General features: G+C 43.0%; 22 protein-coding genes and 1 pseudogene. 13 read left to right on the top strand and 10 right to left on the bottom strand.

The window, feature by feature from the left end:
* Window positions 1-791: 791 nt before the first annotated feature.
* Together ICC18_RS27520 and ICC18_RS27515 are read right to left on the bottom strand one after the other, a co-directional pair.
* Window positions 792-1,487 (bottom strand): response regulator transcription factor, encoded by a 696-nt coding sequence (locus ICC18_RS27520; protein ID WP_223192916.1) that lies wholly within the window; start codon window positions 1,485-1,487, stop codon window positions 792-794.
* Window positions 1,468-2,679 (bottom strand): low temperature requirement protein A, encoded by a 1,212-nt coding sequence (locus ICC18_RS27515; RefSeq protein ID WP_188177636.1) that lies wholly within the window; start codon window positions 2,677-2,679, stop codon window positions 1,468-1,470. Before ICC18_RS27515 ends, ICC18_RS27520 begins: the two co-directional genes overlap by 20 nt.
* A gap of 327 nt (window positions 2,680-3,006) precedes the next feature.
* Between ICC18_RS27515 and ICC18_RS27510 the strand changes: the two genes are divergently transcribed.
* The 6 genes from ICC18_RS27510 (at window position 3,007) to ICC18_RS27485 (ending at window position 10,271) form a co-directional block, all read left to right on the top strand.
* Complete coding sequence (locus ICC18_RS27510; RefSeq protein ID WP_188177635.1) at window positions 3,007-4,527, top strand: putative bifunctional diguanylate cyclase/phosphodiesterase; 1,521 nt, start codon at window positions 3,007-3,009, stop codon at window positions 4,525-4,527.
* 893 nt (window positions 4,528-5,420) lie between these two features.
* The gene (locus ICC18_RS27505; RefSeq protein ID WP_188177634.1) at window positions 5,421-6,002 is read left to right on the top strand and encodes an NAD(P)H-dependent oxidoreductase; all 582 of its coding nucleotides are present in this window, start codon (window positions 5,421-5,423) and stop codon (window positions 6,000-6,002) included.
* A 207-nt stretch (window positions 6,003-6,209) separates the two neighbouring features.
* Window positions 6,210-7,328 (top strand): FIST signal transduction protein, encoded by a 1,119-nt coding sequence (locus ICC18_RS27500; protein ID WP_188177633.1) that lies wholly within the window; start codon window positions 6,210-6,212, stop codon window positions 7,326-7,328.
* A gap of 21 nt (window positions 7,329-7,349) precedes the next feature.
* A complete protein-coding gene (locus ICC18_RS27495) occupies window positions 7,350-8,357 on the top strand; it encodes a methyl-accepting chemotaxis protein (protein WP_188177632.1) in 1,008 nt (335 codons plus the stop codon).
* A gap of 572 nt (window positions 8,358-8,929) precedes the next feature.
* Window positions 8,930-9,778, top strand: coding sequence for an AraC family transcriptional regulator (locus ICC18_RS27490; protein WP_223192915.1), 849 nt, complete (start codon window positions 8,930-8,932; stop codon window positions 9,776-9,778).
* A gap of 289 nt (window positions 9,779-10,067) precedes the next feature.
* Window positions 10,068-10,271: an aspartyl-phosphate phosphatase Spo0E family protein gene (locus ICC18_RS27485; protein WP_188177631.1), complete on the top strand. Its 204-nt coding sequence runs from the start codon at window positions 10,068-10,070 to the stop codon at window positions 10,269-10,271.
* 87 nt (window positions 10,272-10,358) lie between these two features.
* On the opposite strand, the gene ICC18_RS27480 is transcribed toward ICC18_RS27485, so the two are convergent.
* From ICC18_RS27480 to ICC18_RS27465, 4 genes are all read right to left on the bottom strand, one after another.
* On the bottom strand, window positions 10,359-10,562 hold the full coding sequence (locus ICC18_RS27480; protein WP_188177630.1) for a hypothetical protein: 204 nt from the start codon (window positions 10,560-10,562) through the stop codon (window positions 10,359-10,361).
* A complete protein-coding gene (locus ICC18_RS27475) occupies window positions 10,559-11,653 on the bottom strand; it encodes a GerAB/ArcD/ProY family transporter (RefSeq protein ID WP_188177629.1) in 1,095 nt (364 codons plus the stop codon). The genes ICC18_RS27480 and ICC18_RS27475 overlap by 4 nt, the downstream gene beginning before the upstream one ends.
* A complete protein-coding gene (locus tag ICC18_RS27470; RefSeq protein ID WP_188177628.1) occupies window positions 11,654-12,736 on the bottom strand; it encodes a Ger(x)C family spore germination protein in 1,083 nt (360 codons plus the stop codon).
* Between the two features lie 72 nt (window positions 12,737-12,808).
* Complete coding sequence (locus ICC18_RS27465) at window positions 12,809-14,251, bottom strand: spore germination protein (protein ID WP_188177627.1); 1,443 nt, start codon at window positions 14,249-14,251, stop codon at window positions 12,809-12,811.
* A 135-nt stretch (window positions 14,252-14,386) separates the two neighbouring features.
* Here ICC18_RS27465 and ICC18_RS27460 point away from each other — a divergent pair, with 135 nt between their 5' ends.
* Window positions 14,387-15,169, top strand: coding sequence for a branched-chain amino acid ABC transporter permease (locus tag ICC18_RS27460; RefSeq protein WP_188177626.1), 783 nt, complete (start codon window positions 14,387-14,389; stop codon window positions 15,167-15,169).
* Here ICC18_RS27460 and ICC18_RS27455 read toward each other — a convergent pair.
* On the bottom strand, window positions 15,095-15,739 hold the full coding sequence (locus ICC18_RS27455) for an SDR family oxidoreductase (protein ID WP_188177625.1): 645 nt from the start codon (window positions 15,737-15,739) through the stop codon (window positions 15,095-15,097). The two genes, ICC18_RS27460 and ICC18_RS27455, sit on opposite strands and share 75 nt — an antisense overlap.
* On the opposite strand from ICC18_RS27455, the gene ICC18_RS27450 reads away from it, so the two are divergent.
* A complete protein-coding gene (locus ICC18_RS27450; protein WP_188177624.1) occupies window positions 15,732-16,553 on the top strand; it encodes an NmrA family NAD(P)-binding protein in 822 nt (273 codons plus the stop codon). The two genes, ICC18_RS27455 and ICC18_RS27450, sit on opposite strands and share 8 nt — an antisense overlap.
* 765 nt (window positions 16,554-17,318) lie before the next feature.
* On the opposite strand, the gene ICC18_RS27445 is transcribed toward ICC18_RS27450, so the two are convergent.
* Window positions 17,319-17,759, bottom strand: coding sequence for a hypothetical protein (locus ICC18_RS27445; RefSeq protein ID WP_188177623.1), 441 nt, complete (start codon window positions 17,757-17,759; stop codon window positions 17,319-17,321).
* Between the two features lie 28 nt (window positions 17,760-17,787).
* Entirely contained in the window at window positions 17,788-18,810 is a 1,023-nt protein-coding gene (locus ICC18_RS27440; RefSeq protein WP_188177622.1) for a DUF3231 family protein, read from the bottom strand.
* Between the two features lie 288 nt (window positions 18,811-19,098).
* Between ICC18_RS27440 and ICC18_RS27435 the strand changes: the two are divergent.
* Window positions 19,099-19,245 (top strand): annotated as a pseudogene (locus ICC18_RS27435) (DUF3231 family protein); the annotation flags it as partial.
* A 277-nt stretch (window positions 19,246-19,522) separates the two neighbouring features.
* Here ICC18_RS27435 and ICC18_RS27430 read toward each other — a convergent pair.
* Complete coding sequence (locus ICC18_RS27430) at window positions 19,523-21,157, bottom strand: GMC oxidoreductase (protein ID WP_223192914.1); 1,635 nt, start codon at window positions 21,155-21,157, stop codon at window positions 19,523-19,525.
* A 138-nt stretch (window positions 21,158-21,295) separates the two neighbouring features.
* On the opposite strand from ICC18_RS27430, the gene ICC18_RS27425 reads away from it, so the two are divergent.
* The 4 genes from ICC18_RS27425 (at window position 21,296) to ICC18_RS27410 (ending at window position 24,834) form a co-directional block, all read left to right on the top strand.
* Complete coding sequence (locus ICC18_RS27425; protein WP_188177684.1) at window positions 21,296-21,682, top strand: VOC family protein; 387 nt, start codon at window positions 21,296-21,298, stop codon at window positions 21,680-21,682.
* A gap of 274 nt (window positions 21,683-21,956) precedes the next feature.
* Complete coding sequence (locus ICC18_RS27420) at window positions 21,957-22,622, top strand: TetR/AcrR family transcriptional regulator (RefSeq protein ID WP_188177621.1); 666 nt, start codon at window positions 21,957-21,959, stop codon at window positions 22,620-22,622.
* A gap of 113 nt (window positions 22,623-22,735) precedes the next feature.
* Window positions 22,736-23,413: a pentapeptide repeat-containing protein gene (locus tag ICC18_RS27415; protein WP_223192913.1), complete on the top strand. Its 678-nt coding sequence runs from the start codon at window positions 22,736-22,738 to the stop codon at window positions 23,411-23,413.
* A 191-nt stretch (window positions 23,414-23,604) separates the two neighbouring features.
* The gene (locus tag ICC18_RS27410) at window positions 23,605-24,834 is read left to right on the top strand and encodes a serine hydrolase domain-containing protein (protein WP_188177683.1); all 1,230 of its coding nucleotides are present in this window, start codon (window positions 23,605-23,607) and stop codon (window positions 24,832-24,834) included.
* Window positions 24,835-25,105 lie beyond the last annotated feature (271 nt).

Here is a 25,105-nt window from a genome sequence, read left to right as displayed (position 1 = left end):
GATGGCAATCACGGACTATCCGTTCTCCCCATCTTCCAAACTTTCCCACTTGGACAATACATTGTAAGGTAATCTTTCGTTCTCCCAAATTTGTTAGTACAGTGTTTAGAAAACAAATAAAAAAATTGTGGAACTGCTGATGATTCCAAACATTTAGAGATTATTCTGGATAGTAAGTACATAAGCGAGATGAGATGTCTATTGCAGTTATTCTACTCCTACCGAGTCTATCCATCGGGCTTATTTCTTACCAATTAGATAATTTTAATTAAAAACGCTTGGTGAAATCGTGAAAACGCCAAAGTCAGCAGGCAAAGGAGAGATATATCATTTTATCGGATACGAAAAAGCAGCTTTTGTCTCTCCTATACAAGAGCCGAGCAAAGTTAGTCGGAGAACTTCGATTCGGGCACTCTTTCCTATATCACCCCAACGGACGGGAAGTCTAAAAGAGTGGTCTGTGTGACTAACCCATGTTGCAAGGAACGGAACTTGGTATGATAAAGAATTAACGTAGGAAGAAGCCACTATTTTCTATAATACGTTAAGAATAATTGCCTCAGCATGCTGGCAGGAGCCGCGATTGTGTTTTTCATTGTCCGCTTTATTGCCTCCCAATTCGTATTTTGGACTGGAACGTCCCGGAAGATCGCGAGCGAATTAAGCCAACGCGTTCGGGATGAAATCTAGAACGCGTTGGAATCCATTCAAGAAATATCATCATCAGACCTTACATACATGGCGGAGTTTTGCAAGGATTGATGGGCAATTTTAAGTTGTAAAGACGCAATTTAAGGTTTCGCAAATCGATAGCCTAGACCCCATACCGTTTGGATATATTTCGGCTTTTTGGGATCGCTCTCGATCTTCTTCCGTAGATTCGTAATATGAATGTCGATGGAACGTTCATTAACATGGTAATCAATGCCTCGAATGATCGTAATTAATTCATCGCGAGTGAATACTCGATATGGATTGTGATAAAAAACCTTCAAGAGTTCGAATTCTGAAAATGTTGTCTCAACCATATCACCATTGACTGAGATAAACCGACGAACCGGGTCCAATTGCAATTGCGAAGAATGTTCAGTTGCGGGAATTTCCGGACCGTTTTCCGTAGAAGGTGGTTGCATTGATTTGCGGATTGCTATCATGATTCTTGCTTTCAATTCCTGCATACTAAAGGGTTTTGATAAGAAATCGTCAGCACCTTCAGTAAAAGCCTGGATGATTTCACTTGCTCTGGAATTGATAGAAACAACTATAATAGGTGTTTGCGTTTGCTGTCGCAAAGTTTTACACATCGTAATCCCGTCTACATTAGGAAGCGAGAGGTCGAGCAATACAACATCCGGAGCAAAGGAATGAAATGTCTTGAGCCCGTCCTGAACCGTTAAAGCGGTTTGAACAGTAAAGTCTTCTTCCACAAGATACATTCGAACCATATCTGCAAAGATGACATCATCTTCAATGATCAAAACCTTCATGATTTGTCTGCCCTCCTTCGGCTTGACTATGTAATCTGAGGATTTCATTAGAAATTTTTTTGTACTTGTGTTGTTCGATTACAATCATTCCTGCTAACACTAAAATCTGAATTGTCATCATTTGTAAAGTTCCAATCCAACTGAAGGCGTTGAACATAAGAATGAATAAAGATAGAGCGGCTGAACCAAGTCTCGTTCCAGCTGGTCCGATGCGAACCAGTCTTCTGAATATGGCGGTTCCGATAAGGTATAAGCCAATGCCGCCATTTAAGTACCATGAAAAAGAGTGTACCGATTCGTCGTTAAGTTGTTTAATGGCTACTTCGATACCTGCAGCGGAGATGACAATGCCAGATATCATAATTAAATGAGCATGCCAATAAGCCTGCATAGCTAGACGAGCGCGTTTCTCAGGTGATGCCTGCAACATATAATCTTCAGCCAGTATCGTATCCTTGTCAAAATAGCTCCACCATAATGCGATGACGATGGACAATCCTAAAACTATAGACACAAATAGCGTGAATCTGAAATTCAAATAACTGGAACCTAAACCCATGGACAGAATGGTTTCACCTAGCGCAATGAGCACAATCAAGCTGTGCCTTTCAACAAAATGCCGTGTGTTAATAACAAAACTATCGCCTTGATTTTTAAATGAAGCGGTCAGAATAACCAAAACAGCTGCAACCGTCAACCACCAGCTCCATGTATACCAGGTATTCAATATTCCGGAGGCAAGAACCAAAAGAGCTGCTGAAAGGTTAAAAGGTGCCAAGTATGTGATTGCCTTGATCGATGTTACATGCGGTGAACGTCTGAACAGAAGGATATGAATGACCGTAACCAGTAAAAAAGCGATGCCGAACGGAACTCCACCCGTCCCAAAAATAGATGGAATACTAATGGCCATACTAAGAAAGCCGGCCATACCGCAAAACATCAGCATCCTATAAAGAAATCGGTCAGTCCCAATATTATTTGCCAGCCAAGCATATCCGCCATACATCCACCAGGTTACAGTCAGAACCATTAAAGCTTTAAACACATCCAATACGGAGTGTGTATCGATGACTAGATGGGTTACCTGAATAATTGTGAAAACAAATACCAAGTCAAAGAAAAGTTCAAAGTAGGATACTTTAGCTTCCGCATCAGCTCTTTCAGAGTCTCCGCGCCGCAATCGATGCATAGTGGTCACCACCAGTTATTATTTTTGTTTGTTCCTGTCGATTGATAAGCTTACTATACCGAAATTTTAGGGTGTTTACATTTCCATATAGTTCTATTTTATTGTTCATTTAGCCCATGCCAGGAAATCAACCTTACAAAAGTGTGACTCCTTACTAATTGGAAAGTAAAACTAAAGGGTTGGAAAACAGAAAAAAAATCACGGAATTTGGCGCTGCGAAAATGGTCATGGATCAGATACATCATATCCTTAAGAAATAAAATGCTGAAAAGAATTTATTGAACTCTCGAATTCGGAACTGAATCAAGGCGTTATGGGGGGACATAGATGAGAATAGACAAGGAGCTAAACGTAGATGAGCTTTTCCAACAAAATCAGTTCTTGCAAACAATGAACAAAATCTTAATGATGTTCGCGGAAGGGGCGACCTTTGACAAAATCATGAATGCAATCGACGAGAAGCGTCGAGCTCTCATGGAAACTAAACGTTACGGATGGATGGAAATGGTGGAGGTCTTGACTGAACTCGAGGCGCATGCCAACAATCGAAATGAAGAGAAGCAGCAGATGAAACTGCTAGCATATCACGATGGGCTGACCGGCCTATACAACCGACGAGGCTTTAAGGAAAAGGCTGTCTCCTTGATCAAACAGCATATGAACGAAAGACTAACGCTCGAATTGATGATCATCGATATCGATCATTTCAAATGGGTAAACGACTCACTTGGTCATGACGCAGGGGACCAGCTTCTTCTTCAAGCAGCAGAACGCATCGTCGCTAGCGTTGGAAACAATACGCTGTTAGCACGATTGGGTGGCGACGAATTTATCGTAATTCAAAGCGGCATCCAACAGGAAGGTGATATTGCCGAAGTCGCAGAACGTATTATCGATGCGTTCAAGCAGCCTATGCTGCTGGATGATCATGAGGTCAGAGTGACGCTAAGCGCCGGGATTAGTACATTTCCGAACGACGGAACGACGCTTAGCATGTTGATGAAGAAAGCAGATAAAGCGATGAACCAGGCTAAGCATCAAGGCAGGAATCATTACCTGGTCTTTCGACCATCCTTCGATCAAGGGGATTACAAAAGGCTGTTGTTAAAGTCGCAATTCGAGCAAGCGCTGGCGGATCGACAATTTTACTTGGAATATCAGCCAAGGGTAGATCTGGAGAGTGGTGGGATCATCGGTCTAGAAGCTCTGATAAGGTGGAAGCATCCGACTGAAGGGATTGTCGCCCCTGGGGAGTTTATCACTTTAGCAGAGGAGATAGGCTTTATCATACCTCTGGGCGAGTGGGTGCTTCGTGAGGTGTGTTCTCAGATGAAGCATTGGCAGGAGCAAGGTATTCCGGCGGTCCGAACTTCAATCAATGTCTCGGCCAAGCAGTTTAATCAGGCTTCGTTTGTCGATAAGGTGCAAGACATTCTCAACGAAATCGGGATTGGCCCGTCTTTGTTAGAATTTGAGATCACAGAAAGTGCATTAATGGGCCATGCGAAACCTATCATTGACGATCTTAAGGTATTCAAGGATATGGGGATATTCTTATCTATCGACGATTTTGGGACAGGGTACTCATCACTCCAATATCTGAAGCTATTCGATGTAGACGCGTTGAAGATCGATCGCGCTTTTATCAAAGATTTGCCGCGGGATAAATTGTTGGCGAAGATGATTATTTCCCTAGCTCGGAAGCTGAGGCTACAAGTCATCGCGGAGGGGGTGGAAACCAGTGCGCAGCACGCATGGCTTCTAAATAGCGGATGCCATGAAGCGCAAGGCTTCCTTTACAGCAAGGCGCTCCCGGCTTCCGACATCGAATATTTATTGAAAGCTTAGCCGCTTATGAGGTAGACAAATATGAGTAGTATATCTTTAATACGATTCGGCACTACGATATATGGATACCTTTTATCCGCAAAAGTAGGGCGGGGCGGGTGGCTTTCCCTTGCCCATAATCTGCTGTAGAAAGCAGCAGTGGATAAAAAACGCAAAGAGGTTATGCAGGAACCAACTGCTTAACCTCTTTTTCAATAAGATAAAGTTACTTTTTCGTAAATGAGACGTCCTGTTAAGTCAAATTATCTACTTTTTATACGAAAATGCAGGTTCACCGTTTCTTGATGAACGCCCAGCCCAGCACACCTTTCCAAAATCGCCTCCATCCCGCAAATCACTCCCGTAATTGTTATGTTGCAGGTCATGTACCCTCAGAGAAAAGAATTTTTATACACGTGCTCATAGCAACAATTGGCGGTGCTCGTGGGATACAGTCGGCCGGTTTGGGACCCGGAGTTTGTCCTACCAAAAAAGTCTCGGCCTGTGACCTGCAGTTCCATTATGGAACATACAGATTCACAGGCCAAAACATTTACATTCATGGTGGTGGCCGTAAGGCCATGTTAGTTGGGACAGCCCCTTATTGCTTTTCACCCGCGGCGGCAACAATTCAGGACGGGAGTTAAATCGATTTAAGCCGTAATCATTCCATCATTTTGGAACAAGTATTATAATGCCTCGATTGGGTCATATGCGTACAGGCTTCTTCATCTTGATCTAAATGGACAAAAAAAATGAGCCTCATAGAAGAGTGAAGGTCATTAAAAGGCGGTATAGTTTACTCATAAGGCCTGTCTTTATAGAACATAGAAGGGAATTGCATAAGCATCAATCGCATTATTGTTGCTGGGTGATGGGAATCATGAAACAATTGGGATAGAGAGGGAACCAGTATGAACACACTTGTACTTGTGGCACATCCCAATTTGGAAAAATCCAGAGTGAATAAACGCTGGCTGGAAGAATTAAGGAAGTATCAAAGTAGAATTTCGGTACATGATTTGTATGCCAATTATCCAAATTGGCAAATTGATGTTCAAAAGGAACAAGAGCTTGCTCTTTTGCATGATCGAATTATTTTTCAGTTTCCGTTTTATTGGTATAGTTCACCGTCCCTTTTAAAAAAGTGGCTGGAAGATGTGCTCACTTACGGATGGGCGTATTCTTCAGAGGGAGGGAAGCTGAGGGGAAAGGAATTAGGGTTGGCGATTTCGATAGGTGGATCCGAAGTGGAATATCAGTCGGGCGGCGGAGATTTGAACACAATCAATGAACTTATCAGCCCCTTTCATTCTACAAGTAATTTAATAAAAACCCATTTTATAACTCCTTTTACTTTATTCGATACAGATGATAAGAGTGATGAAGAACTTGCCTTAAGTGCGAAACAGTATGCGGATTATATACTATCTGAAGAGATTCGACTTTTCAGAGCAGGTAGGAATATTAACTTTCCATGTTGTTGTAACGCTTAATAATCTGCAGAGCCCTTGGCAATGCGTAATGAATAATGCCTGCAGCCTTGGGAATTTCTTGTACTGTATGCGTCTATCTGTAAGATTGTCTCCTGGATAAGTTCCCCAAGCAGTCAGGCATATCCTGACTGCTTATTTATGGAAAGGTCCGTTGTGTGAATACTTACTCACTACAGTAAAAGTCTAAATTAGCGGAGGATGATTGATTTGTTGAAAGTACTGCAAGGTATAAGTAATCATCGACAGACAGCCAGCGCGACATATGAAGTTATCAATCAGTTAAAAGAACAATCGATTGATATAATCTTGTTTTTTTGTTCGGATAACTATGATTTCAAGGAGGCTTCGCTCCTTTTCTATCAGAATTTTCCAAATGCTAGATGTGTAGGCAGTGTTGTAGCTGGGGGCATTTCAAAAGCAGGGTTTACTGATCAAAGTATTGTTGCCATCGGTTTGTCGTCTCCTGGTCTACAGATAGAAGTAACAGTGATCGAGGAAATCGAAACTATACCAATGATTTATAGAGAGCGGGTGGCAAGCTCGTTTCAGAAGCTAAAGGTTAATTTGGAAGAAAACAATACGTTCGGGATTTTATTCGTTGACGGTCTCAGGAATGCAGAAGAAAAAGTTCTATCTGTTATACAATCTATATTTCCCATTCAAGAATTCCCATTAATTGGGGGGAGTGCTGGAGATAACGGTAAATTCGTAGAAACATTGAGTTATAATGGTTCCGTGTACTCAAATGCAGCCATTTTAACTACGATAAAGACAAAACACCCTTTCTTTTTATACCGAGAAAATATATTCATCCCCAAAAGCGAGCCGTTGATCGTTACAAAAGCAGATATACGCGATCGAAAAATATATGAAATTAATCATGTACCTGCAGCCAAATACTATGCAAAAGAAATTGGAGTCACGGTTGATCAGTTGTCGAACTACTTTATGTCTCACCCATTTGGTAGATTGTATAAGAACGAATATTGGATTGCTTCTCCATTTCAGATAAATCCGGATCTCTCCATAACGACTTATGCTCAGATTATTCCGAACTCAGAGATTTATATTATGAAACCTTTAGATCCAGTAGAGGTCGCCCAAAAAACGGCATCTATCATTGCAAACGAAATACATAAACCGAAAGCTATCCTGGCTTTTAGTTGTGTTTTAAGAAACATACAATTTAAAAAGGAAAAAAACGGTCAGGCCGTTTACAAAGCATTGTCGAAATCCTGTGACCTGTTTGGAGCTACTACGTATGGAGAACAAATTGGAAGGTTTCACCTTAACCATACCCTAACCCTATTAGCGATAGGTGAATAATGAATGCTGAGGAGAGATGGAATGAAGTGGGTTAAATTGTTTGATTCTTTCAAAGAAAAAAATGTTTCTTCGGTTGGAAGTAAGGATACTGTTGAGATGCCCACCTACCAACTCCGTGATCTTAAAAAGCTCCTTGAGACCATGGATGTATTGAGTATGCTCATTCAAACTGAAATTGAGAAATCCGGAGAAGCCGATGTCGTAATCATACAAGAAACAAGGCATGTTAGTAAGAATTCTAATAAAGACAGTTCAGAATTAATAGTCGGAACAGAAAAAGTTATAGCTATGGGGGAAAAGCTTAAGGAAGTTAAAGATATTACGGAGTTTGTAGCGAGGGAATCTATTGAAAAAACGTCCAGTATCGTAAATGAAGGGAACAATGAAATTAAGCAATTATCTGAGCAATTTGATGTCATTAATGATCGATTTTTACTTATTTCAGATATGCTTGAAGAGCTGCAACAAAGCTCTAAATCTATCCAGAAAATAACTGGCACGATCGGATCTATTTCATCTCAAACGAATTTACTTGCTTTAAATGCAAGCATAGAAGCAGCAAGAGCAGGAGAAGAGGGAAGAGGTTTCGCAGTTGTTGCAAACGAGGTTAGAAAATTATCGGAGGAAACGAGTCAAGCAACGAAATATATTAATGAGATTGTAAAAAATGTTTCCGATAAGGTTGATCAAATGGAGATGACGCTTAAGAAAAGCGAAAGTGACTTACTTAAGGGTTTGCAGCTGATGGAAAAGACAGAGAATGTTTTCGAAAATGTATTGATAAACGTGGATGTTATTCATGAAAACATGAAACGAATCGCGGGATCTACTGTGCAAAATTCAGAATATGTAAACAACTTGATAGAAATATTCAGTTCGATATCCAGCAGTTCAAGGAATACAACGGGGAGTATTCAACAATTATCAGAAAAAAGTGAAGAGAAGACGACAAGTTTCAATGACTTAATTGCCTTTTTCTTTCAATTGGAAGACCTTATACGGGAAATCAAAAAGCGGTTACCTGAATAATTTGGCACAAAATTTTTGAAAATGCGATTTCGGACGTTTGGGATGTTGTGGTAAAGAATCCTAGAATATAACATATAAAATATCAATTTCCGGAATAAAATAGACGATCCTGATTATCTTTCTCAGGATCGTCTTTTTTATTTGTAGTGTGATTGACGCTTGGGGAAGCCGACTTGCCGCCTTTGGACGATCGTATGCAAGCCCTTACGTGCTAATAAATAAAACATATTAGCACATTAAATAAAGTTGTAAGTTAATAGGAGGATAGTGGGGAAAGATATAAAAATTCGACTCCTGCAGCTCGGCGGTGACGGGTAAATCCATCGCTTTAGGTTATAATGAATGTAAGCATGAAATCCCTTGAAAAGTAAGACCCGGATCGCTGGTAACGAATTCAGGGCTGCGTCATTAGTTGTCCGTTATGGGGGCAGCTATTACCGACCTACGGATATTGATATATCGGTAAAGTATCATGTTTTAGATTTGTTAGAACATTAAATGAAAATCTTAAATAGAAAGGAGGAATCATATTGCTCATAAGGTCCAGTAAGGTTGTAAAGGTGCCTCTAGAATTGACAACTGCTCCATATCATCAGAGTATTTTAAAAATGAACGGGTTATCTGTCATAGAATCGTGTACGCACACACAAAATAACACAGGAAGCATGTTTCTTGAGGACCACTTGCTTTTGTTTGTAATTAAAGGTAAGTATACCGTTCGCTACGGGAACCAGTCATATACGGTAAAGAAGAATGAGATGGTTCTCTTGCAGAAGTCAATCACTGTCGAGTATGAGAAGTCGGGGGAGAAGGACGAGGAATATTTGCTCGACTATATGATGTTTTTTTTAAGGGAAGATTTAATTAACGAGTTTGTCAAGATGGCCGATCTTAAGCCTTCCTACCCCGCGGGTCTTGTTGCAGTATCGGTTAAATCAGTCAATGACCGCCTTATTAGCTATATTGAATCTCTAAAACCTTATTTTCAGCAACCTGGCGAAATAAGTAGTGGGCTTATCAAGATTAAACTGCTTGAATTGCTATTTGATGTGGCAGACACGGATGAAAATTTTTATTTTCAGTTTTTGCAATTAAAACGGAAAGAAAGAAAAAGCATTACGGAGGTTATTGAAGAAAACATTTTTAATCCCGTATCTTTAAATGATCTTGCCTATTTGTCTGGAAGAAGCTTATCAGCCTTTAAGCGGGAGTTTAAAGAAATTTATAATACTTCTCCTTTACACTATATACGTAATCGTAGGTTGGATAAGGCAAAAGAGCTGCTGACTCATACTTCACTCTCTGTAACTGATGTCTGCTTTTCTACGGGATTCGAAAATGTATCTCACTTTTCAAAAGTATTTAAGGAGAGATTTGGTATTTCTCCATCACTGCTTAAAAAACCGCTAAGATTATCATAATAGATTTCTATCAGAGGCTCATGCAATTCGCATGGGCTTATTCTATTGTAACAAAACAGAAATGAGCTAAATGAACAAATAGTTCGGACTTTGCAGAGAAGTGAAAGCGTCAAAAGTTCAGTATAGTTAATTTATCGGCCGGCAGGATTTGTCAGGTATATTTAACACAGCGGCCGCTCAGAACAAGTAAATCTAAACGGTGACGAAAGACAAGTTTTGAGGAGAGAATAAACATGTCCATGTTCAACTATCTAGACTTCCAAGTTATTAATATCTTAGGCAAGAAGTAATGAAAAAAATAGATAAAAGAATGGAAGAACTCATCCAAGAGCACGATTTATTCTTACTCATACAGATAATGAAAAATGAACTGGAAAACAAAGTTATTTCCTCTGGATTTGACTTACAAAACCCTGAGGTCTTATGCATTAGCCAGTTATTAGATAGATTAATTGTTGAATATATGAAAAAAACAGGAGATCCAAAAGATTAAAGAAGCAAAACTCTTTCTGATAACGTAAAATCTTGTATCCGGATGATAGACGAAGAGCATCCTGTTTGTAAGGATGCGTTCATTTGCTTATTGCAATTGATCAATAATCAATGCAATAACCTTATTCAAATCAAGTGGATGATGTACAATATTGCTTCCCCAGAGAACTCCTCCCACTGTTGTCACCCCGATAAAAATAAGCAATTCCTTTTTAAACAACTTTCGTACCCGGTTATAAACCATCAAACCTCCGATTAGAAAAAGTGTATACAGGATTAGCAAACCGATCATGCCGCTTTTTCACTCCTCTGTATGTTCCGCAGCCAGGAACCAATAATTAAAATGGCCGGAACGATGACGGCGTAGAGCATATAGTAGCTAAACAAATACTTTTCAACCCATTCGATATTCTCTATAACGTTTGCGAATAAGAGGGAGTACGCGGAGATGACCCATATTAACGGATAGGCCACTACAGAGCGTCTTTCCACATTGAACAGCTGGCATATCGCTATTACCGCACAATAAAATAACAAACTTAATTTGATACAGATCAACAGGAAAATATTTATAGAAAGAATTGATTCTAAATGTTCTAAGAAGCCGGAAAACTGCATTTCGCGAAAAATGGTGTAAACCGGATATATATGATTAGAGCCGCGCTCTAATCCTAAAATACCAATTGTCATATACACACAAATAGAAAGGATAACCCCGGCTGAGCCGATTCCTAAAAGAAATGTAGTTTTCAAATTACGTTTGACAAAAGGAAAAAGCATCATGAACATTACAGTCTCCATATAGGGAAACGCAAGCGCATATTTGGTTTGAAGGATTGTGGTCCAAAGCTGAAAATGATAGGGGGTACTGAATGCCCGCCAGTCCCAGACCTTAAGCATGACCGAGAAAGGAATCCAGAAAGCGACCACAATATACGGCGTAACAAGCTCGCAAACCATTGCAATCGACTCAATCCCTTTCACAACGGCATAAGCGCACACAATCAACACCACGATATTGAAGATGGAAATGGGAGTTCGCGGCATCAGATTGGTATGCATAAAGTCACCTAAATTACGTGTTACCCAGGATGCAATTTGGATGAAATAAAGGATGTAAAGAAAAGCGACGATTCCTCCAGCCCATTTCCCCAGAACTTGTACCGCAATTTGTACGAGACTTTTCCCAGGGTAACGTTTAGATAAATACAGCCATAGCACAGCCAAAACTATCCCGTACAAGAACGACCACACGCAAACGAGCCAGCCGTACTGTTTTGCATGATCGATAAGTTTTCCGGGTAACAAAAGAAACGTAGACGCGCAGACAAAGCAAAAAGTTAATGTGACCAATTGCCATCCGCTTAGCTGGGCATTTTCCATTTATCTTTCACTCTTTTCCACCTTGTATGGGGATCCGGTATTCCCGATCGTTGTGACCTTGGAGTTCACGAGAAACAAGACCTTAAATTGATGCCATGCTGCAGGATTAACGCCTTCATCCTGAAGGCCTAACAGATCCCAGTCTTTGTTTTTACACAATTCATCTAAAGACTTTGCTTTCTGTTTTAGGGATTGATTAAATGCCATTTCGATATCATGAAGATTCTGAACGGTCATTTCGTTTTTTTGTTTATTACTTAATATCCGAAGATCAGCACGGATCCGAATAGTAAGACGAAAGGAAGACCGGTCGTATTCCCTCTGAACTCGAACATTCTGCGCTTCTACATCGACCTTTTCTCCATTAACTTCAACGGATTCTACAAATTTGTTAAGCTTGCCATTCAAGATGTAAAAGACCGTCTTTGTTTCCACATCCAAACGGCCAACCATGCGAGCATGGACAAACACAGCACCATCATCAAAACTCATCGCCTCTTTACTTGCATTGATGCTTTCCAATTTATCTGCCTTCGAAGCAGGTTGCTTGCTGCTATAGTCGAGAATGGGAATGATGGTCGGTTGGTGGAAATTGATACCTTTCGCTAAATCGTTTAACCGGCTAGGGAATACACTCATATGAAAATTACGCGCATGAAGTTCAAACAAAGATCGAATATACCGTCCCGGTACTCTTTCCAGAGAGGTAAAACTGTTCATGACAACGGATAGCGGTGCATCGGAAACGAAAATATCCACATTCGTCCGATGTTCCGGATCTCGCTCCAGAAAATTAATTAAATCCAAAATACCTTGCCGGGCATACCGTTCCGAAACAATATAACACTGTATTTGAGGTGTATAAAACAACCTTGGCATTACCCTGCTTGTCTTATCCGCGAATCTCCCCGAGCTATATTCCTTGAAATCAAACGTATAAACGGCTGCGCCTCCTGATCCGCCTTTTCTTGCTGAGACACCTGAGGGATTAATGACTTGATAATAAGCGGTGATCATACCTGTTTTCGGGTCTTTGTCGGCTGCAGCGATGTTGACAATCGCTAATTGATTAATTTCCTTCATATCCCAGCATCCTGAGCAGAACAGGAGAAGAAATAAGGCAAAACATGATTTTCTCACGATTCTCACTCCATTTTATTTCTTGGAATAAAACGCACGCGGAATTCGTTTCATTAAAAACCGGGGCACCCTAACCAAGGTGTCCTTCCAGTCGGAAAGCGCCACGGGAGCTAGTGGAGACATATATTTGACGCCAAACGAACGTATCGACACTAAATGAATCAATAGAAAAAAAACGCCGGACATGATACCAAAGAAACCCAGTACCCCGGCCAATAGCATAAAAGAATACTGAATGATTCTTTGAGCAATACCGAAACTGTAGTTTGGAGAGGCGAAATTCGAGATTGCCGTAAGGGATACAACAATAACCATAGCTGCCGAGACGAGCCCTGCTTCCACTGCAGCCTGGCCTAAAACGAGAGCGCCTACGATCGATATGGATTGGCCGGCAATACGCGGCATACGAAGTCCGGCTTCACGTAAGATCTCGAACGTAACCGTCATGATAATGGCTTCAATAAACACAGGAAACGGCACTTCTTCTCGTTGAGCCGCCAAACTGATTAAGAGGGATGTAGGCAGTAATTCCTGGTGGTAGCTTGCCACCGCGATATATAGTGACGGTATGAAGATGGATAACAAAAAAGCTATCATACGCAGCCAACGCGTTAGAGTGGCAATATCCGCTCGCTGGTAATAATCTTCCGGCGATGAGAACATTTGAAAAAATGTGACAGGCCCCAAGATAACGATCGGTGTACCGTCTGTCATGATTGCGACTTGTCCCTCGAGTAATTTAGCGACAATGATGTCCGGCCGTTCTGAAGTAACTAGTTGGGGAAACGGCGAGAATGTTTTATCTTGAATCCATTCTTCAATATATGCGCTCTCCAAAATACTATCGGTTTGAATGGCATTTAGACGACGACGGAACTCATCAATAACTTGCTCTGCGGCCACATGATTGAGATACGTTAGGTAAACTTTAGTCTTTGTTGCTGACCCGATCGTCATCGATTCAAACACGAGATGTTCGTTCTTCAGTCTTTTCCGGATTAAAGCGACATTCCTCGCTATATCCTCAATGAAGCCCTCTCTTGGACCACGAACAGCAGCCTCCGATGTGGGTTCCGAAACACTACGATATTCCCCATTTGAGACATCATAACTTAGAAATGTATCTCCCCAGGTTGGAATGAGAAGACAATGACCTTCAAGAAGTTCGTTGATACCTTCTGTGGATCCTGACAATTCCTTCCGTTGGATAAGCGGGATTCTATTAGTCAACCAGTGAACTGGATGATGTGTAGATGCTTCTATGCTTGAATTGCCTTCAAAAATGGGCTTCAGTAGCATTTCATCGACCTGATTGGCCGTTACGATTGATGCAAGATAAATGCAGTAAAGGTTCAACCCCTCATTGATTTCCAGTTGTTCACAAATAAAATCGGGTGATTGACCAAGACGTTCCGTGATTTGATCAACAATGAGATTAGTTGTTTCAACCTTTAACATGGAAGATCCCTACTTCCCACTAATACTAGCTATATTGTTTTCTGTGGTGGAATTTTTATACATATGCCGACAATCTGAAGTAAACGTCCGGATTATTGGGAGGGCTGATTCACACGATAAGAGGTTTAGCTTGCCATGAGAGCTTCATCACAGGATGCGGTAGCGTCTCAACTGATGGGGGTCAAGGTATCAAGCGTGTTGTCCGCAACATGGATTATCGCAACGGTACTGGGAGGAGTAGCGGGCATCATGTCGGCACCGTTCGTTTTCCTGGACACCCACATGATGTTTGATGCGATCATTATGTCTTTTGCTGGGGCCGTACTTGGAGGATTTATCACCTTGCCGGGCGCGGTACTGGGTGGATTTCTTATGGGGATTTTCTCCAACTTGATCAGTTACTGTATTTCCCCCGGGATCAAGATTGTCTATACATTTTTAATTGTCCTTGTTTTCCAGATGACCTTGAACAGTTATGGGTCTCAGAAGACCAGGATGCAATGGTGGGCCACAAGAGCGCGGATTATGACTGCAGCCGTTGTTACGACAGGCGAAAAGAATGATGGCAAACAACTACATTTAGTTGCGAAGGCGGGATTATCCATGATATTGACGCTTCCGCTCTCAGGTGCCATTCCTGCTATTAAAGGACTTATTAGGGTAACGTATAGGGATATATATATTAAAAACCAACACGTAGTTCTGTCCTTGCTTGTCGTTTTTCAAATTCACAACTTATTTTTTGAAACCAGTGAGATGCTCAAAAAGGCTTCAAACATCATTTTGATTCAGGGGTCCCGCCAACATTTTAACATTAAAACGTTGGCGGGACCCCTGAATCGGTTATTGACCGAAAACCGATCCCCCGTTCACATGAATCACCTGTCCCATCACATAAGTGGAATCGCCCGATGCTAGGTAGACGTACGCCGGTGCAATCTCCCAAGGCTGGGCGTCCCGTCTCATAGGATGATCAAAACCGGCCGACATATAAAGCTTCGGAGGCAGCGATGCCGGTTGTAGAGGCGTCCACGTTCTACCCGGAGCAACTGCATTTACACGGATCCCGCGGTCGATCAGCGACACGCTCAAGGAACGCGTAAACGTGTTAATCGCGCCTTTGGTCGCTGAATAGTCGATCATCCCTTTAAATCCGATATTTGCGGTTTCGGAAGAGGTGTTGATGATCGTACTTCCCGGTTTCAAGTAAGGGAGGGCCGCTTTGGTGAGATAGAACATCGCAAAAATATTCGTTCGAAAAGTCCGTTCCAGCTGTTCGCGCGTAATGCTTTCGATGCTCTCCTGATAAAACTGCACCGCCGCGTTGTTGACCAGGCAGTCGATTCGGCCGAAAGTGCGGTTCGTCATTTCCACCACATGCCCGCAAAATGATTCTTCTCCGATATCTCCGGCGAGCGTGAGGCACCTTCGACCCAACTGATTGATCCTTGCCAACGTCTCCTGAGCATCCCCGTGAACAATGACCATTTTAGTAACAGGAGCAGCCGGTAATGTTGGTCGTCATGTAGTCGATCAACTTGTCCAGGCCGGCCAACGTGTGCGTGCGATGACGCGCAATCCGGCAAATGCAAACTTTCCGGAAGGAGTTGAGGTCGTGTATGGCGACCTTACTGTACCAGAATCTCTTGTACCGGCATTGAACGGCGTTACAGGGATGCATTTGATCACTTTCAGCAGTGAAGGATACGGACCACTGCAGACTGGACCTGAGATTATTGAACTGGCTATGAAGGCCGGTGTAAGGCGAGTCACCGTATTGTGGAGTGGTGTGAACGGACCAGTGGAGCAGGCAGTGGAAGCCAGCAGCCTTGAGTGGACCTTTCTCCAGCCTACCCCCGAGTTTATGTCCAATGCATTAATGTGGGCGGAGTCCATCCGCACGGAAGGTGTTTTGAGTGAGCCATTTGGTGACTCTTTGGATGCTATGATTCACCCCGCTGATATAGGCAGTGTGGCTGCGTCCGCGCTAATCAACTCTGGTCACGCAGGTAAAATTTATACGCTGACCGGCCCCGAAGTGCTGACCATTCCCGAGAAGGTTCGCACGATCAGTGTAGCGATCGGGAGGGATATCCATTTCGTTGAGCTCACCGAAGAGCAAGCGCGCGAACGTATGAGAAAAAGAGGGGCTCAAGAGGACGTTATCGATTTTGTAATAGGATGGCACGCCAACCCTCCAAAATCTGCGTATACTGTGGTTCCGACTGTCGAGCAGGTCACTGGTCGTCAAGCACGCACCTTTGCCCAGTGGGTGTCTGAAAACGTGCATCACTTTGAATAGATCTCACTTTTTGTATGAAGGATGATCGTTCAACTAACGGAGACGATAGCTGAATATAACAAGGAGCAGTCCGCCGCGGCAGCTGCTCCTATTTTCATTTAACGGGCAGATTAACGCAGCAACGACTCCTATTTTATGATTCGAATCACCGCAGAATAGCTTATAATATTCAGATTGCACTACGCTTTGTCGAAGTTTTGTTGCTTTGCATGGCTCTCTTTACAGTAACCAATAGGATACTCAATACTTTTAAAGTTTGTGAATCCAGTTTTGAAAACCTTCGATGCTTCTGTAACAAGTTCTAATCGTTGACAATTAAAGCAATAATAATACTCGTAAGTAGTCAATAAGTTACACCTTCTAGGGGGAAATTTGTTGGATATATATTACGGTAGACAAGAGGGGAAAGAAGGTGCATCTAAGCATGATGATTTTGAACGTTTAGAGGGCATTTTAAGGAATGTGTACGTTCTAACAATTTATTTTTGAGTTCGCTTTCTTTGCAGAAATCAAATTAGAATTGTTGTCCGTCCCGCGTGTGATTCCAATCTATTGGAAGAAACGAAATTAGGTTATGTGATGGTTACATCATAGCCTAATATTACATCAATTGATATATAAAAAAACGACCAAGAGTTGAATTTGAACGACAACGATATAGAGGGGATTCCAACACATGGTAATCATGGAATTAGTTCAACTAATGGCCACAGTCATGTTAAACAAGAAAAAGGCAACGGTTATAAACCGTCACCCGCCTTTTAGTTACAATCGGTTTCGCAGAGTTGTTCTTATTAGTAATCCAACTGCTATTCCCAAGAACAATCCAACGATACCAAGCCAAACTGCACCGAGAAAGTCACGTGAATATATGATCCCAAACGTACCACAATATGCACCAAATGCGAAGGGGACAACTGAGTATGGTGTTGTACCGCCACCTGCATCCTTATATGCGTCCCAAATACCGAACATATAAATGCAAGGATAAAACATTAGCCATTGATAATTTGTTTGGTCTATGGTCTTCTCAATTTCACCGTGAAAACTGGAAATAATAATTTCATTTAAGTTGGATTGAGAGTTAATCAAAAATTCCAACCCAACAAGTAACAATCCTTTTAAAAATTTTCCATTAAGAAGCTGACCAAATCCAGGTAACGCTATACTCCAAAGAAATACCTCAGTGCGGGTACATTTTCCCATATCCTTCCCAACTTTTCATTAACGATTATTAAATATGTGCTAAAGCTTTACGGTCATCAGCTTGAGGTGGCTGTTCCATCCAACTGTTATCAATCATTATGTTTATTCCATCTTCTGCGTATCTTTGCGTTTCAAGAATAATACGTTGATATTGTAATACTATATCCGTTCTCATGCATACTGCCATTCCAGCACCATAAAATCCTACTGCTGTTCCAACCAATACCATTACATGATACATCATCAACTTGTCCGAAAATGGTGCAATATTAGAATTCGTAACCTCCGACTCCCAACGATTAGGGGAAGGCAAATCGTTTTCGTGTAAGATTGAGCTAAAGACCTCTATATGTTTGAAAGTCAAATCCACCCCTCTGACCATATAATTTCTAACCTCTTGAGACTTTGCTACTTGACTAAATCCCATTTGTAAAGCTCTATTCACTATGTCTTTTTTTAAATTGAAAAAAATATTACTTATCTCAATTGAGTTTAAAGGTCTGTGGTCACCGAACCATCCGCTTATAAAAGATTGTTTTTTTACATAATCAGCATTTGAGGGTGTTGAAATATATGGGGGCCTGGAGAAAACCCCTTTTGATAACAATAAATCAGTTGTCCTATGGTAAAGTTCCATGGATGAAGTATTACATTTTGTGTAATATTCACGAATATCTGAACGTGTCGCAGTTGTTAATCCAACATTATATCCAGTTAGACCGTGAATTGTCATTTCATTCAGGTACATTAACCAGAAGGTATCTGAAAATAAACGTGGTGCTGACAGATTAACATCATTATCTGTAAATCCAAATGGAATCGGAAAGTTTTCTTCCTCAAAAATTCCGGCAATTATTTGGACATGTTGTTCAGCCAAGTTTGAGGCATATTCAAATACTGGTTTTATTTGACTATCTTCAACTTTTTCCAGCATATACTTAATGACACAAATTGCCATAGTATCATTTAAATAAGCAGTCCAAAGACTTGCCATTTCTGGCGATGTTAGTCGTATATTGTGTTCTTTTTCATTCTTCGCTTTTTCATGCATAATGTTTTGAAAACCTCCTATATTCAATACTTTAAGAGTATCTTGTGCAAAAAAACACCAGTTTCTTCTTTTTTCTCCTTCCAATTATTGGATGTAGTATCATTTATTACTTCAACTAAGGAAACGATAGTTCACAAGGGCTGCCACGAGGCAACCCTTCGCCTAAAATGCAGTTTAATTGACAAGTTTTAAGGTGTGCGAGCCCCTCTATTACCATAAACTGACAAAAAGTAGATTGTATATGTTAATTTTCTTAGGACAAATTAAGATATTTGGAGGGAATACCATATGCCTGAAAAACCAACAATTACATCATCTGAACTTGGAACCTTATGGCTTACATACCAACAAAAAACTATGATTTTACGAATGCTAGAATACTTTATAGAACAAGCTGATGACGAAAAAGCTAAAACAATTATGACGGGTTTATACAAGAAAAAAAGCTGGAGCAACTACTAGGTATGGCAATTTATTTTAACAATAAATGAAAAGGTTACGGGGAGGGTTGCCATTCATACCCATCAAGTTAAGAAATACCTCCACCCCCAAAACGAAGAAATGCTCATGAAATATGGTAGGACGCTTTTTTCCTGTTTGGGGTCTTTTAAGCGGCAATGCGGAGAAGTTGATTCCCTTCCTCTTGGGAAAGGTCAAGTACAAATACACATGGTAATTCCCCCCCCATTGAAAGGGAGCCAGCATGAATTATTCATGCCAGGGAGACGATATGGTCTGCCGTTCGAATAGCAAGCGCGACTGTGGTCAACGTTGGATTTCCGGACCCGATGAATGGCAATACACTGTTGTCGGCCACATACAGTCCGGAAATGCGGTGAACCTGACCGTAGCTATCCGTGACCGAGGTCGTAGGATCATCACCCATACGGCATGTACCTGAAGTGTGATGCAAATCTCCGGTAGGTACAAGGCAGATTTCACCCAAGGTGATATCGGCAACGGAAGAAATCCGCTTTACAGACTCTACCATCTTTTGAATTTCGGTTAGTTCTGCTTCACTAAATGAAAAGTGTACTTCTATTTCCGGTACTCCGTATTCATCTTTTCTGTCAGGGTTTAGTACGACCCTATTTTCATATCGAGGGTCAATCTTACCAAAACATTGGAGAAGAATCTCCAGCTCCTCCAAGATCGGTTTTGCTTGGGAAGATGGATACCAATCATAACCGCTTGGTCCTACTAGACGGATCTGATAGGGCTTATCTGGCGTTCCAGTAATTAAAATCGCGAGAGTTCCCGGAATATCCGTGAAATCTCTGTGGTTCACTTTTCCGGGAGCGAGCATAAAAACTTGATTTGTCATATAGTGGCCAACCGCTCCTCCCTGGATGCCCGAATGAAGAAGCAAACGCGGTGTTTCATACGTACTCGCTGATAATACGATCGTTTTTGCTTTAAGATTATAAGAACTCATATCCGGAGACATGACCTTAACGCCGGCTGCTTTCCCCTGATCGACCAGCACTTGAACGGCACGGGCGTTTATAGCCAAATCGAAAGATCTGAGAAATGAAGCTCTGGCAAGGAGAGAAAAAGAACTGAAAAAAACATCCGCATGAACTTCCCCGAACTTTGTCGGATGAATATCGGCGGCTATCGGCATATATCTCGATTCGGGAAAACCGCGTAGCTGCAGGCGATCCAGCAATATCTCCGTTAACGAAGACCCTCTGGCATACTCTTCGGTGACATTCATGACCCGCTCGGCAATGTCGTAATAAGTTTCCATTTCACGAATCGGAACCGGCCAACCCGGAAGCAGTGACAAATCCAAGCGAGAAGCAACCACATCCCAGAAAACGGTCCTTCCTCCAAGGCAAATAACTTCTCTTGCCCCTATAAACTCCGGATAGGAGCCTTGCAAAGGTTTTGATATGTACCGGTAATATTGTTCAAGACGTGTGCGATTCATCATTGGAAGGTTGCGGCCATGCGAAGGCATGACAATGTTGCCACTTTCAATAATGCCAATCCGCTTATTGCTGTTCCGCCACTGTTCGCACAGTCTCCAGAGCATGGTTCCTCCTCCGGCACCTGTACCAACAATTAGAACATCGTATTCGTTGTCCGCCATGGTTTCCAATGAAGTCAAAGGAATCCAATTTTCGATATATTCTGGGGGTATGTAACAAGTCGGTGGAATCGTGACCGGCCTTATATCCAATACGGTGAAGACAGGAAGATTTACCGGTTTTCCAGCGATGTTCTGATCTGGGCTTTCGATGGATGGATTAAGTATTATGAGATCATCAATCGATACACGCTTTTGATCCGCGATGATTCGAAGTGTATCGTTGTTTCGAGCAACCCATATTTTCAATGCCATGACTCCTTTTTCACTCCTTTACATCTGAAGGCTACGCCTAATTTAGTTTATGTAAGGGATACCGGAAATAAGTCCGACAATACTTACTTATCATGTTAAAGCGGCGGGACTGTTCTATCATCTGGCAACAAACGGCTAATAGAACTAGCTACCCCTACAATACTTTCGGCTGATATTACCGTTGATCAGTCAGAGCTAGTACGTGACTTTTATAAGAAAGTCATCGGATGGGAGCATAGCGAATATAGAAGAGGGGAGTACACTGACTATTTTATGACAACTTCCGATGGACAACCTGTGGCAGGAATTTGTCAGAGAGCAAAAGGCGGTCGATTACGCTTTTCATGGTCATTGGACAGTGGCAAACCCCATGCAATGGCATGTTTCATTACTCCACGGATCGAGGAGCTATTTGAGCGTTTCAAGGAAAACGGAGTGAATATTTTAGGAGAACGGGTGACAAGCGGACCAAACATAACGTTCGCTGATCCTGACGGTAACATATGGGAAGTTTGGCAACCATAATCGATTAAACAGATCTATTACGCTAACGAGGAACGTTAGTTCAACAACTCTAACCCGGCCCGTGTCATAGGCCGGGTTAGCTGCCTTTCTTGCGAGTCAACAGGTGAAGCAATTCATCTTTGGGACAAGCCAGTTTAAAAGTCCACGATAGCAATTGTGATACAAAGCACCCCCAAATCAAATGATTTTGAATTTTTTTTTTTTGGATTGACATTAAAAGGTTGATCGGATATATTAATTACATACCAACCGAATGTATGAAAGGAGGGAGCGAATGGCAAGAAATAAATATCCGGAAGAAACAATCAACCAAATCCTAACCGTGGCTCTTAACCTGTTCATTCAAAAAGGATACGAGCAGACCTCCATTCAGGATATCATCAACGAGCTGGGCGGGCTAACAAAAGGGGCTATTTACCATCACTTCAAGTCGAAGGAAGAGATCTTGCAGGCCGTCACCGAACATTTGTTCAAAGGCGTTGACGAGATGCTGTCCGGCGTCCGGGACGACAATGGGCTGAACGGCCTGGAGAAGCTCCGCAAGATTTCCCGCGTCTCTCTCGACAATCCCGCCCAAAACGAAATGGCATCGGCTGCGCCGAACCTCTTACGCAATCCGAAGCTGCTGGCGGCCCAGATCGAGAACATCATCGAAAAAGGCGTACCCGTCTATATCCAGCCCATCATCGAACAGGGTATGCGAGACGGCTCGATCCGAACCGACTATCCAAGGGAGCTTAGCGAAGCGTTGATGATTCTCACCAACCTGTGGCTAAACCCGGCGGTCATCCAAGCTTCGCCCGAGATGATGTTGCGCAAGGTAAGGTTTTTCGATGAAATATTGAAAGGCCTGGGGCTTGATCTGTTCGATGAGCAAATGTTTCAACGATACGAGGAACTGTTTCGTTTGTCAGCTAGAGAAGTCAGCATAGATAACTAAACTGCCGAAAGGCAGCTTATTTTTAAAGTCATACATACCATCTGTTGGTATGTATGAGCGATCCGGGTTCAAAGCGCGTGTTAGAAAACTTATTATAAGGAGATGTGAATGTTATGAATCAGAAATTGACAATGACCTCCCGCTCGCTAGAACGGCAAGTAGTGACAAACTTTAGCGCAAGCAACCTGGCGAAAAGCGATTTTGCAGGCGTTACAGCCCATAAAGGACAGTTTAAAGGCAGCGCGTTGCACGGTTCCGACTTTTCTGGCGCAGATTTGAACGGCAGTACGTTCGAAGGCAGCGATGTACGCGAGGCCAATTTTGACGGCGCGAATCTGACGGACTGCAGCCTATCCGCGCTTGACCTGACAAATGCAAGCTTCAATAAGACGATCCTTGTACGAACCAATTTCAGCAAGTCTGGTCTTGACGGAGCCAAATTCACAGGAGTAAGACTGACCGACGTCACGCTAACGATGACCGATCTTAGAAAAACGATTTTTGAAGGTTGTTTATTTGATGGGGTTGACTTCAAGTACTCCGATCTGAGCGGGAAGTGTTTGGACGGACAGACGTTTATCGGCGTCAAGTTTGAGAAAGCGGCACTAACCGACGTTTCGTTCAAGGGCGCTACATTTAAAGATGTTTCTTTCCAGCCGGGGTTTACTTTGACTAAGAAGTACTATCGTATGATCAAAACCATCTGTTTTGACGGCGCAAAGATGGATAAATTGACCTTTGCTCTGCTCAAAGGCATGGATGCCGATTTGTCAAAAGTTACAGTCATTTAAGGGAGCTTGTTGAACATAAGAACGGTTTGACCGTTTCGGATCGAAAGGGATCTCGCTTCTCCGCGTATTCACGGCAAGCGGAATATTGTTCTTGGCCGGTGAGCTGTTTTTGTGACTTTATTTAAGAATTGTAATTTAAAACAATAGGGTTAATAAAAAAGTAAAGAGAGGGAAACTAAATGAAAAAGATGATGGGACAAAGCAATAGCGGCTTCTCCGAAACAGGGTTGCGCAGAATGCGCGACGTGCTGACAAGGCATGTCGATTCCGGGAAGATTCCAGGGCTCGTCGCCCTAGTCAGCCGGAACGGCGAGACGCACGTCGAAGCGATCGGCACGATGCGCCATGATGGTGGCGCGACGATACGCAGGGACACGATCTTCCGGATGGCGTCCACTTCCAAGATGGTCGGGGTTGCGCCGGTGATGATCCTGCTCGACGAGTGCAAGCTGCACCTGGACGACCCAGTAGACAAATGGCTGCCCGAACTCGCCGACCGGCAGGTGCTGAAACGACCCGACGGCCCGCTGGACGAAACCGTGCCGGCGCGGCGGCCGATCACCGTTCGGGACCTGTTGACCTCTACGTTCGGGCTCGGAATGGATCTGACATTGATGGGCTCCCCGATTCAGAACGCGATCTTCGAAGTGGGGATATACGACACGCCACAAGTGGTATTGCCCGATCCGGATGAGTGGATGCGCCGCCTGGGTACACTCCCACTGAGCTACCAGCCCGGTGAGCGGTGGCAGTACCACGTCAGCAATGAAGTGCTCGGCGTGCTCGTTGCCAGGGTCACGGGTCAGACATTCGAGACGTTCCTGCGCGAACGCATCCTTGATCCGCTGGGGATGAAGGACACCGGCTTCTACGTGCCCGCCAACAAGATTGACCGGCTGCCGCCCGCCTACATCCCCGATCCGCAGACCGGAAAGTTCAACGTGTGGGACGAGGCCGCAGGCGGACGCTACACCCAACCTCCGGCGTTCCAAGCAGGCGGCGGTGGGCTGCTCTCAACCGTCGACGACTATCACGCGTTTTTACGGATGCTGCTGAACCAAGGGATGCACGGGACCGAACGGATCCTGTCCCGTCCCGCCGTCCAGCTGATGACCACCAACCGCCTCACGCCCGAGCAACAAGCATTCCGAGACGACTTGGCAAAAAACAACGTCCATTTGTCGCATGGCCAAGGGCAGCACGGTGGCTGGGGCTTTGGGATGGCGGTACGCACCTACCGCGGCGACTATGCTTCCATCGGTCAGTTCGGCTGGGACGGCGGAAGCGGCACCTCGGCGTACGCCGACCCGGACAAACAGCTCACCGGAATCCTGCTCACTCAAGTCGGGATGTCCACACCGGATTCGGCGCATCTTATCCAAGACTTCTGGACCATGGTCTATCAGGCAATCGAAGACTAACACCGAGCCCATGCCTCGAACGCCCGCTTTCAATCACGACACGCAACGGTCAGCCCCTAGCGGCCGAACCGTCGACGTTTCCACTATTGGTCTTGGCCCTGTTTGCCAAGGGCGGCGTAGGTATTCATCACTGTTTGGTTGCGCCACTTGCAAGATTGGAAGCAAAAGTTGCCTTCGGTACTTGCTTAGACGCTAGTGGTTTGAAGTATATTCGAAATTAGCTATTACAGCCAGAAGCTCAAGAAGATATACCCGTGTGATTTCTTCCTTT

The sequence above is a fragment of the Paenibacillus sedimenti genome (assembly GCF_014534655.1).
GTDB lineage: Bacteria > Bacillota > Bacilli > Paenibacillales > NBRC-103111 > Paenibacillus_E > Paenibacillus_E sedimenti.
Note: the sequence above shows the minus strand (reverse complement) of the source record. Positions and strands in the feature narration are given on the sequence as shown.

What these genes read in the sequence shown, in the direction of transcription:
- ICC18_RS27450 (WP_188177624.1), top strand. Translation starts at nt 15,732, where the DNA reads ATGACCATTTTAGTAACAGGAGCAGCCGGTAATGTTGGTCGTCATGTA.
- ICC18_RS27440 (WP_188177622.1), bottom strand. Translation starts at nt 18,810, where the DNA reads ATGCATGAAAAAGCGAAGAATGAAAAAGAACACAATATACGACTAACA.
- ICC18_RS27420 (WP_188177621.1), top strand. Translation starts at nt 21,957, where the DNA reads ATGGCAAGAAATAAATATCCGGAAGAAACAATCAACCAAATCCTAACC.
- ICC18_RS27475 (WP_188177629.1), bottom strand. Translation starts at nt 11,653, where the DNA reads ATGGAAAATGCCCAGCTAAGCGGATGGCAATTGGTCACATTAACTTTT.
- ICC18_RS27480 (WP_188177630.1), bottom strand. Translation starts at nt 10,562, where the DNA reads ATGATCGGTTTGCTAATCCTGTATACACTTTTTCTAATCGGAGGTTTG.
- ICC18_RS27445 (WP_188177623.1), bottom strand. Translation starts at nt 17,759, where the DNA reads ATGGGAAAATGTACCCGCACTGAGGTATTTCTTTGGAGTATAGCGTTA.
- ICC18_RS27465 (WP_188177627.1), bottom strand. Translation starts at nt 14,251, where the DNA reads ATGTTAAAGGTTGAAACAACTAATCTCATTGTTGATCAAATCACGGAA.
- ICC18_RS27495 (WP_188177632.1), top strand. Translation starts at nt 7,350, where the DNA reads ATGAAGTGGGTTAAATTGTTTGATTCTTTCAAAGAAAAAAATGTTTCT.
- ICC18_RS27460 (WP_188177626.1), top strand. Translation starts at nt 14,387, where the DNA reads ATGAGAGCTTCATCACAGGATGCGGTAGCGTCTCAACTGATGGGGGTC.
- ICC18_RS27520 (WP_223192916.1), bottom strand. Translation starts at nt 1,487, where the DNA reads ATGAAGGTTTTGATCATTGAAGATGATGTCATCTTTGCAGATATGGTT.
- ICC18_RS27470 (WP_188177628.1), bottom strand. Translation starts at nt 12,736, where the DNA reads ATGAAGGAAATTAATCAATTAGCGATTGTCAACATCGCTGCAGCCGAC.
- ICC18_RS27510 (WP_188177635.1), top strand. Translation starts at nt 3,007, where the DNA reads ATGAGAATAGACAAGGAGCTAAACGTAGATGAGCTTTTCCAACAAAAT.
- ICC18_RS27505 (WP_188177634.1), top strand. Translation starts at nt 5,421, where the DNA reads ATGAACACACTTGTACTTGTGGCACATCCCAATTTGGAAAAATCCAGA.
- ICC18_RS27415 (WP_223192913.1), top strand. Translation starts at nt 22,736, where the DNA reads ATGAATCAGAAATTGACAATGACCTCCCGCTCGCTAGAACGGCAAGTA.
- ICC18_RS27430 (WP_223192914.1), bottom strand. Translation starts at nt 21,157, where the DNA reads ATGGCATTGAAAATATGGGTTGCTCGAAACAACGATACACTTCGAATC.
- ICC18_RS27455 (WP_188177625.1), bottom strand. Translation starts at nt 15,739, where the DNA reads ATGGTCATTGTTCACGGGGATGCTCAGGAGACGTTGGCAAGGATCAAT.
- ICC18_RS27410 (WP_188177683.1), top strand. Translation starts at nt 23,605, where the DNA reads ATGGGACAAAGCAATAGCGGCTTCTCCGAAACAGGGTTGCGCAGAATG.
- ICC18_RS27485 (WP_188177631.1), top strand. Translation starts at nt 10,068, where the DNA reads ATGAAAAAAATAGATAAAAGAATGGAAGAACTCATCCAAGAGCACGAT.
- ICC18_RS27515 (WP_188177636.1), bottom strand. Translation starts at nt 2,679, where the DNA reads ATGCATCGATTGCGGCGCGGAGACTCTGAAAGAGCTGATGCGGAAGCT.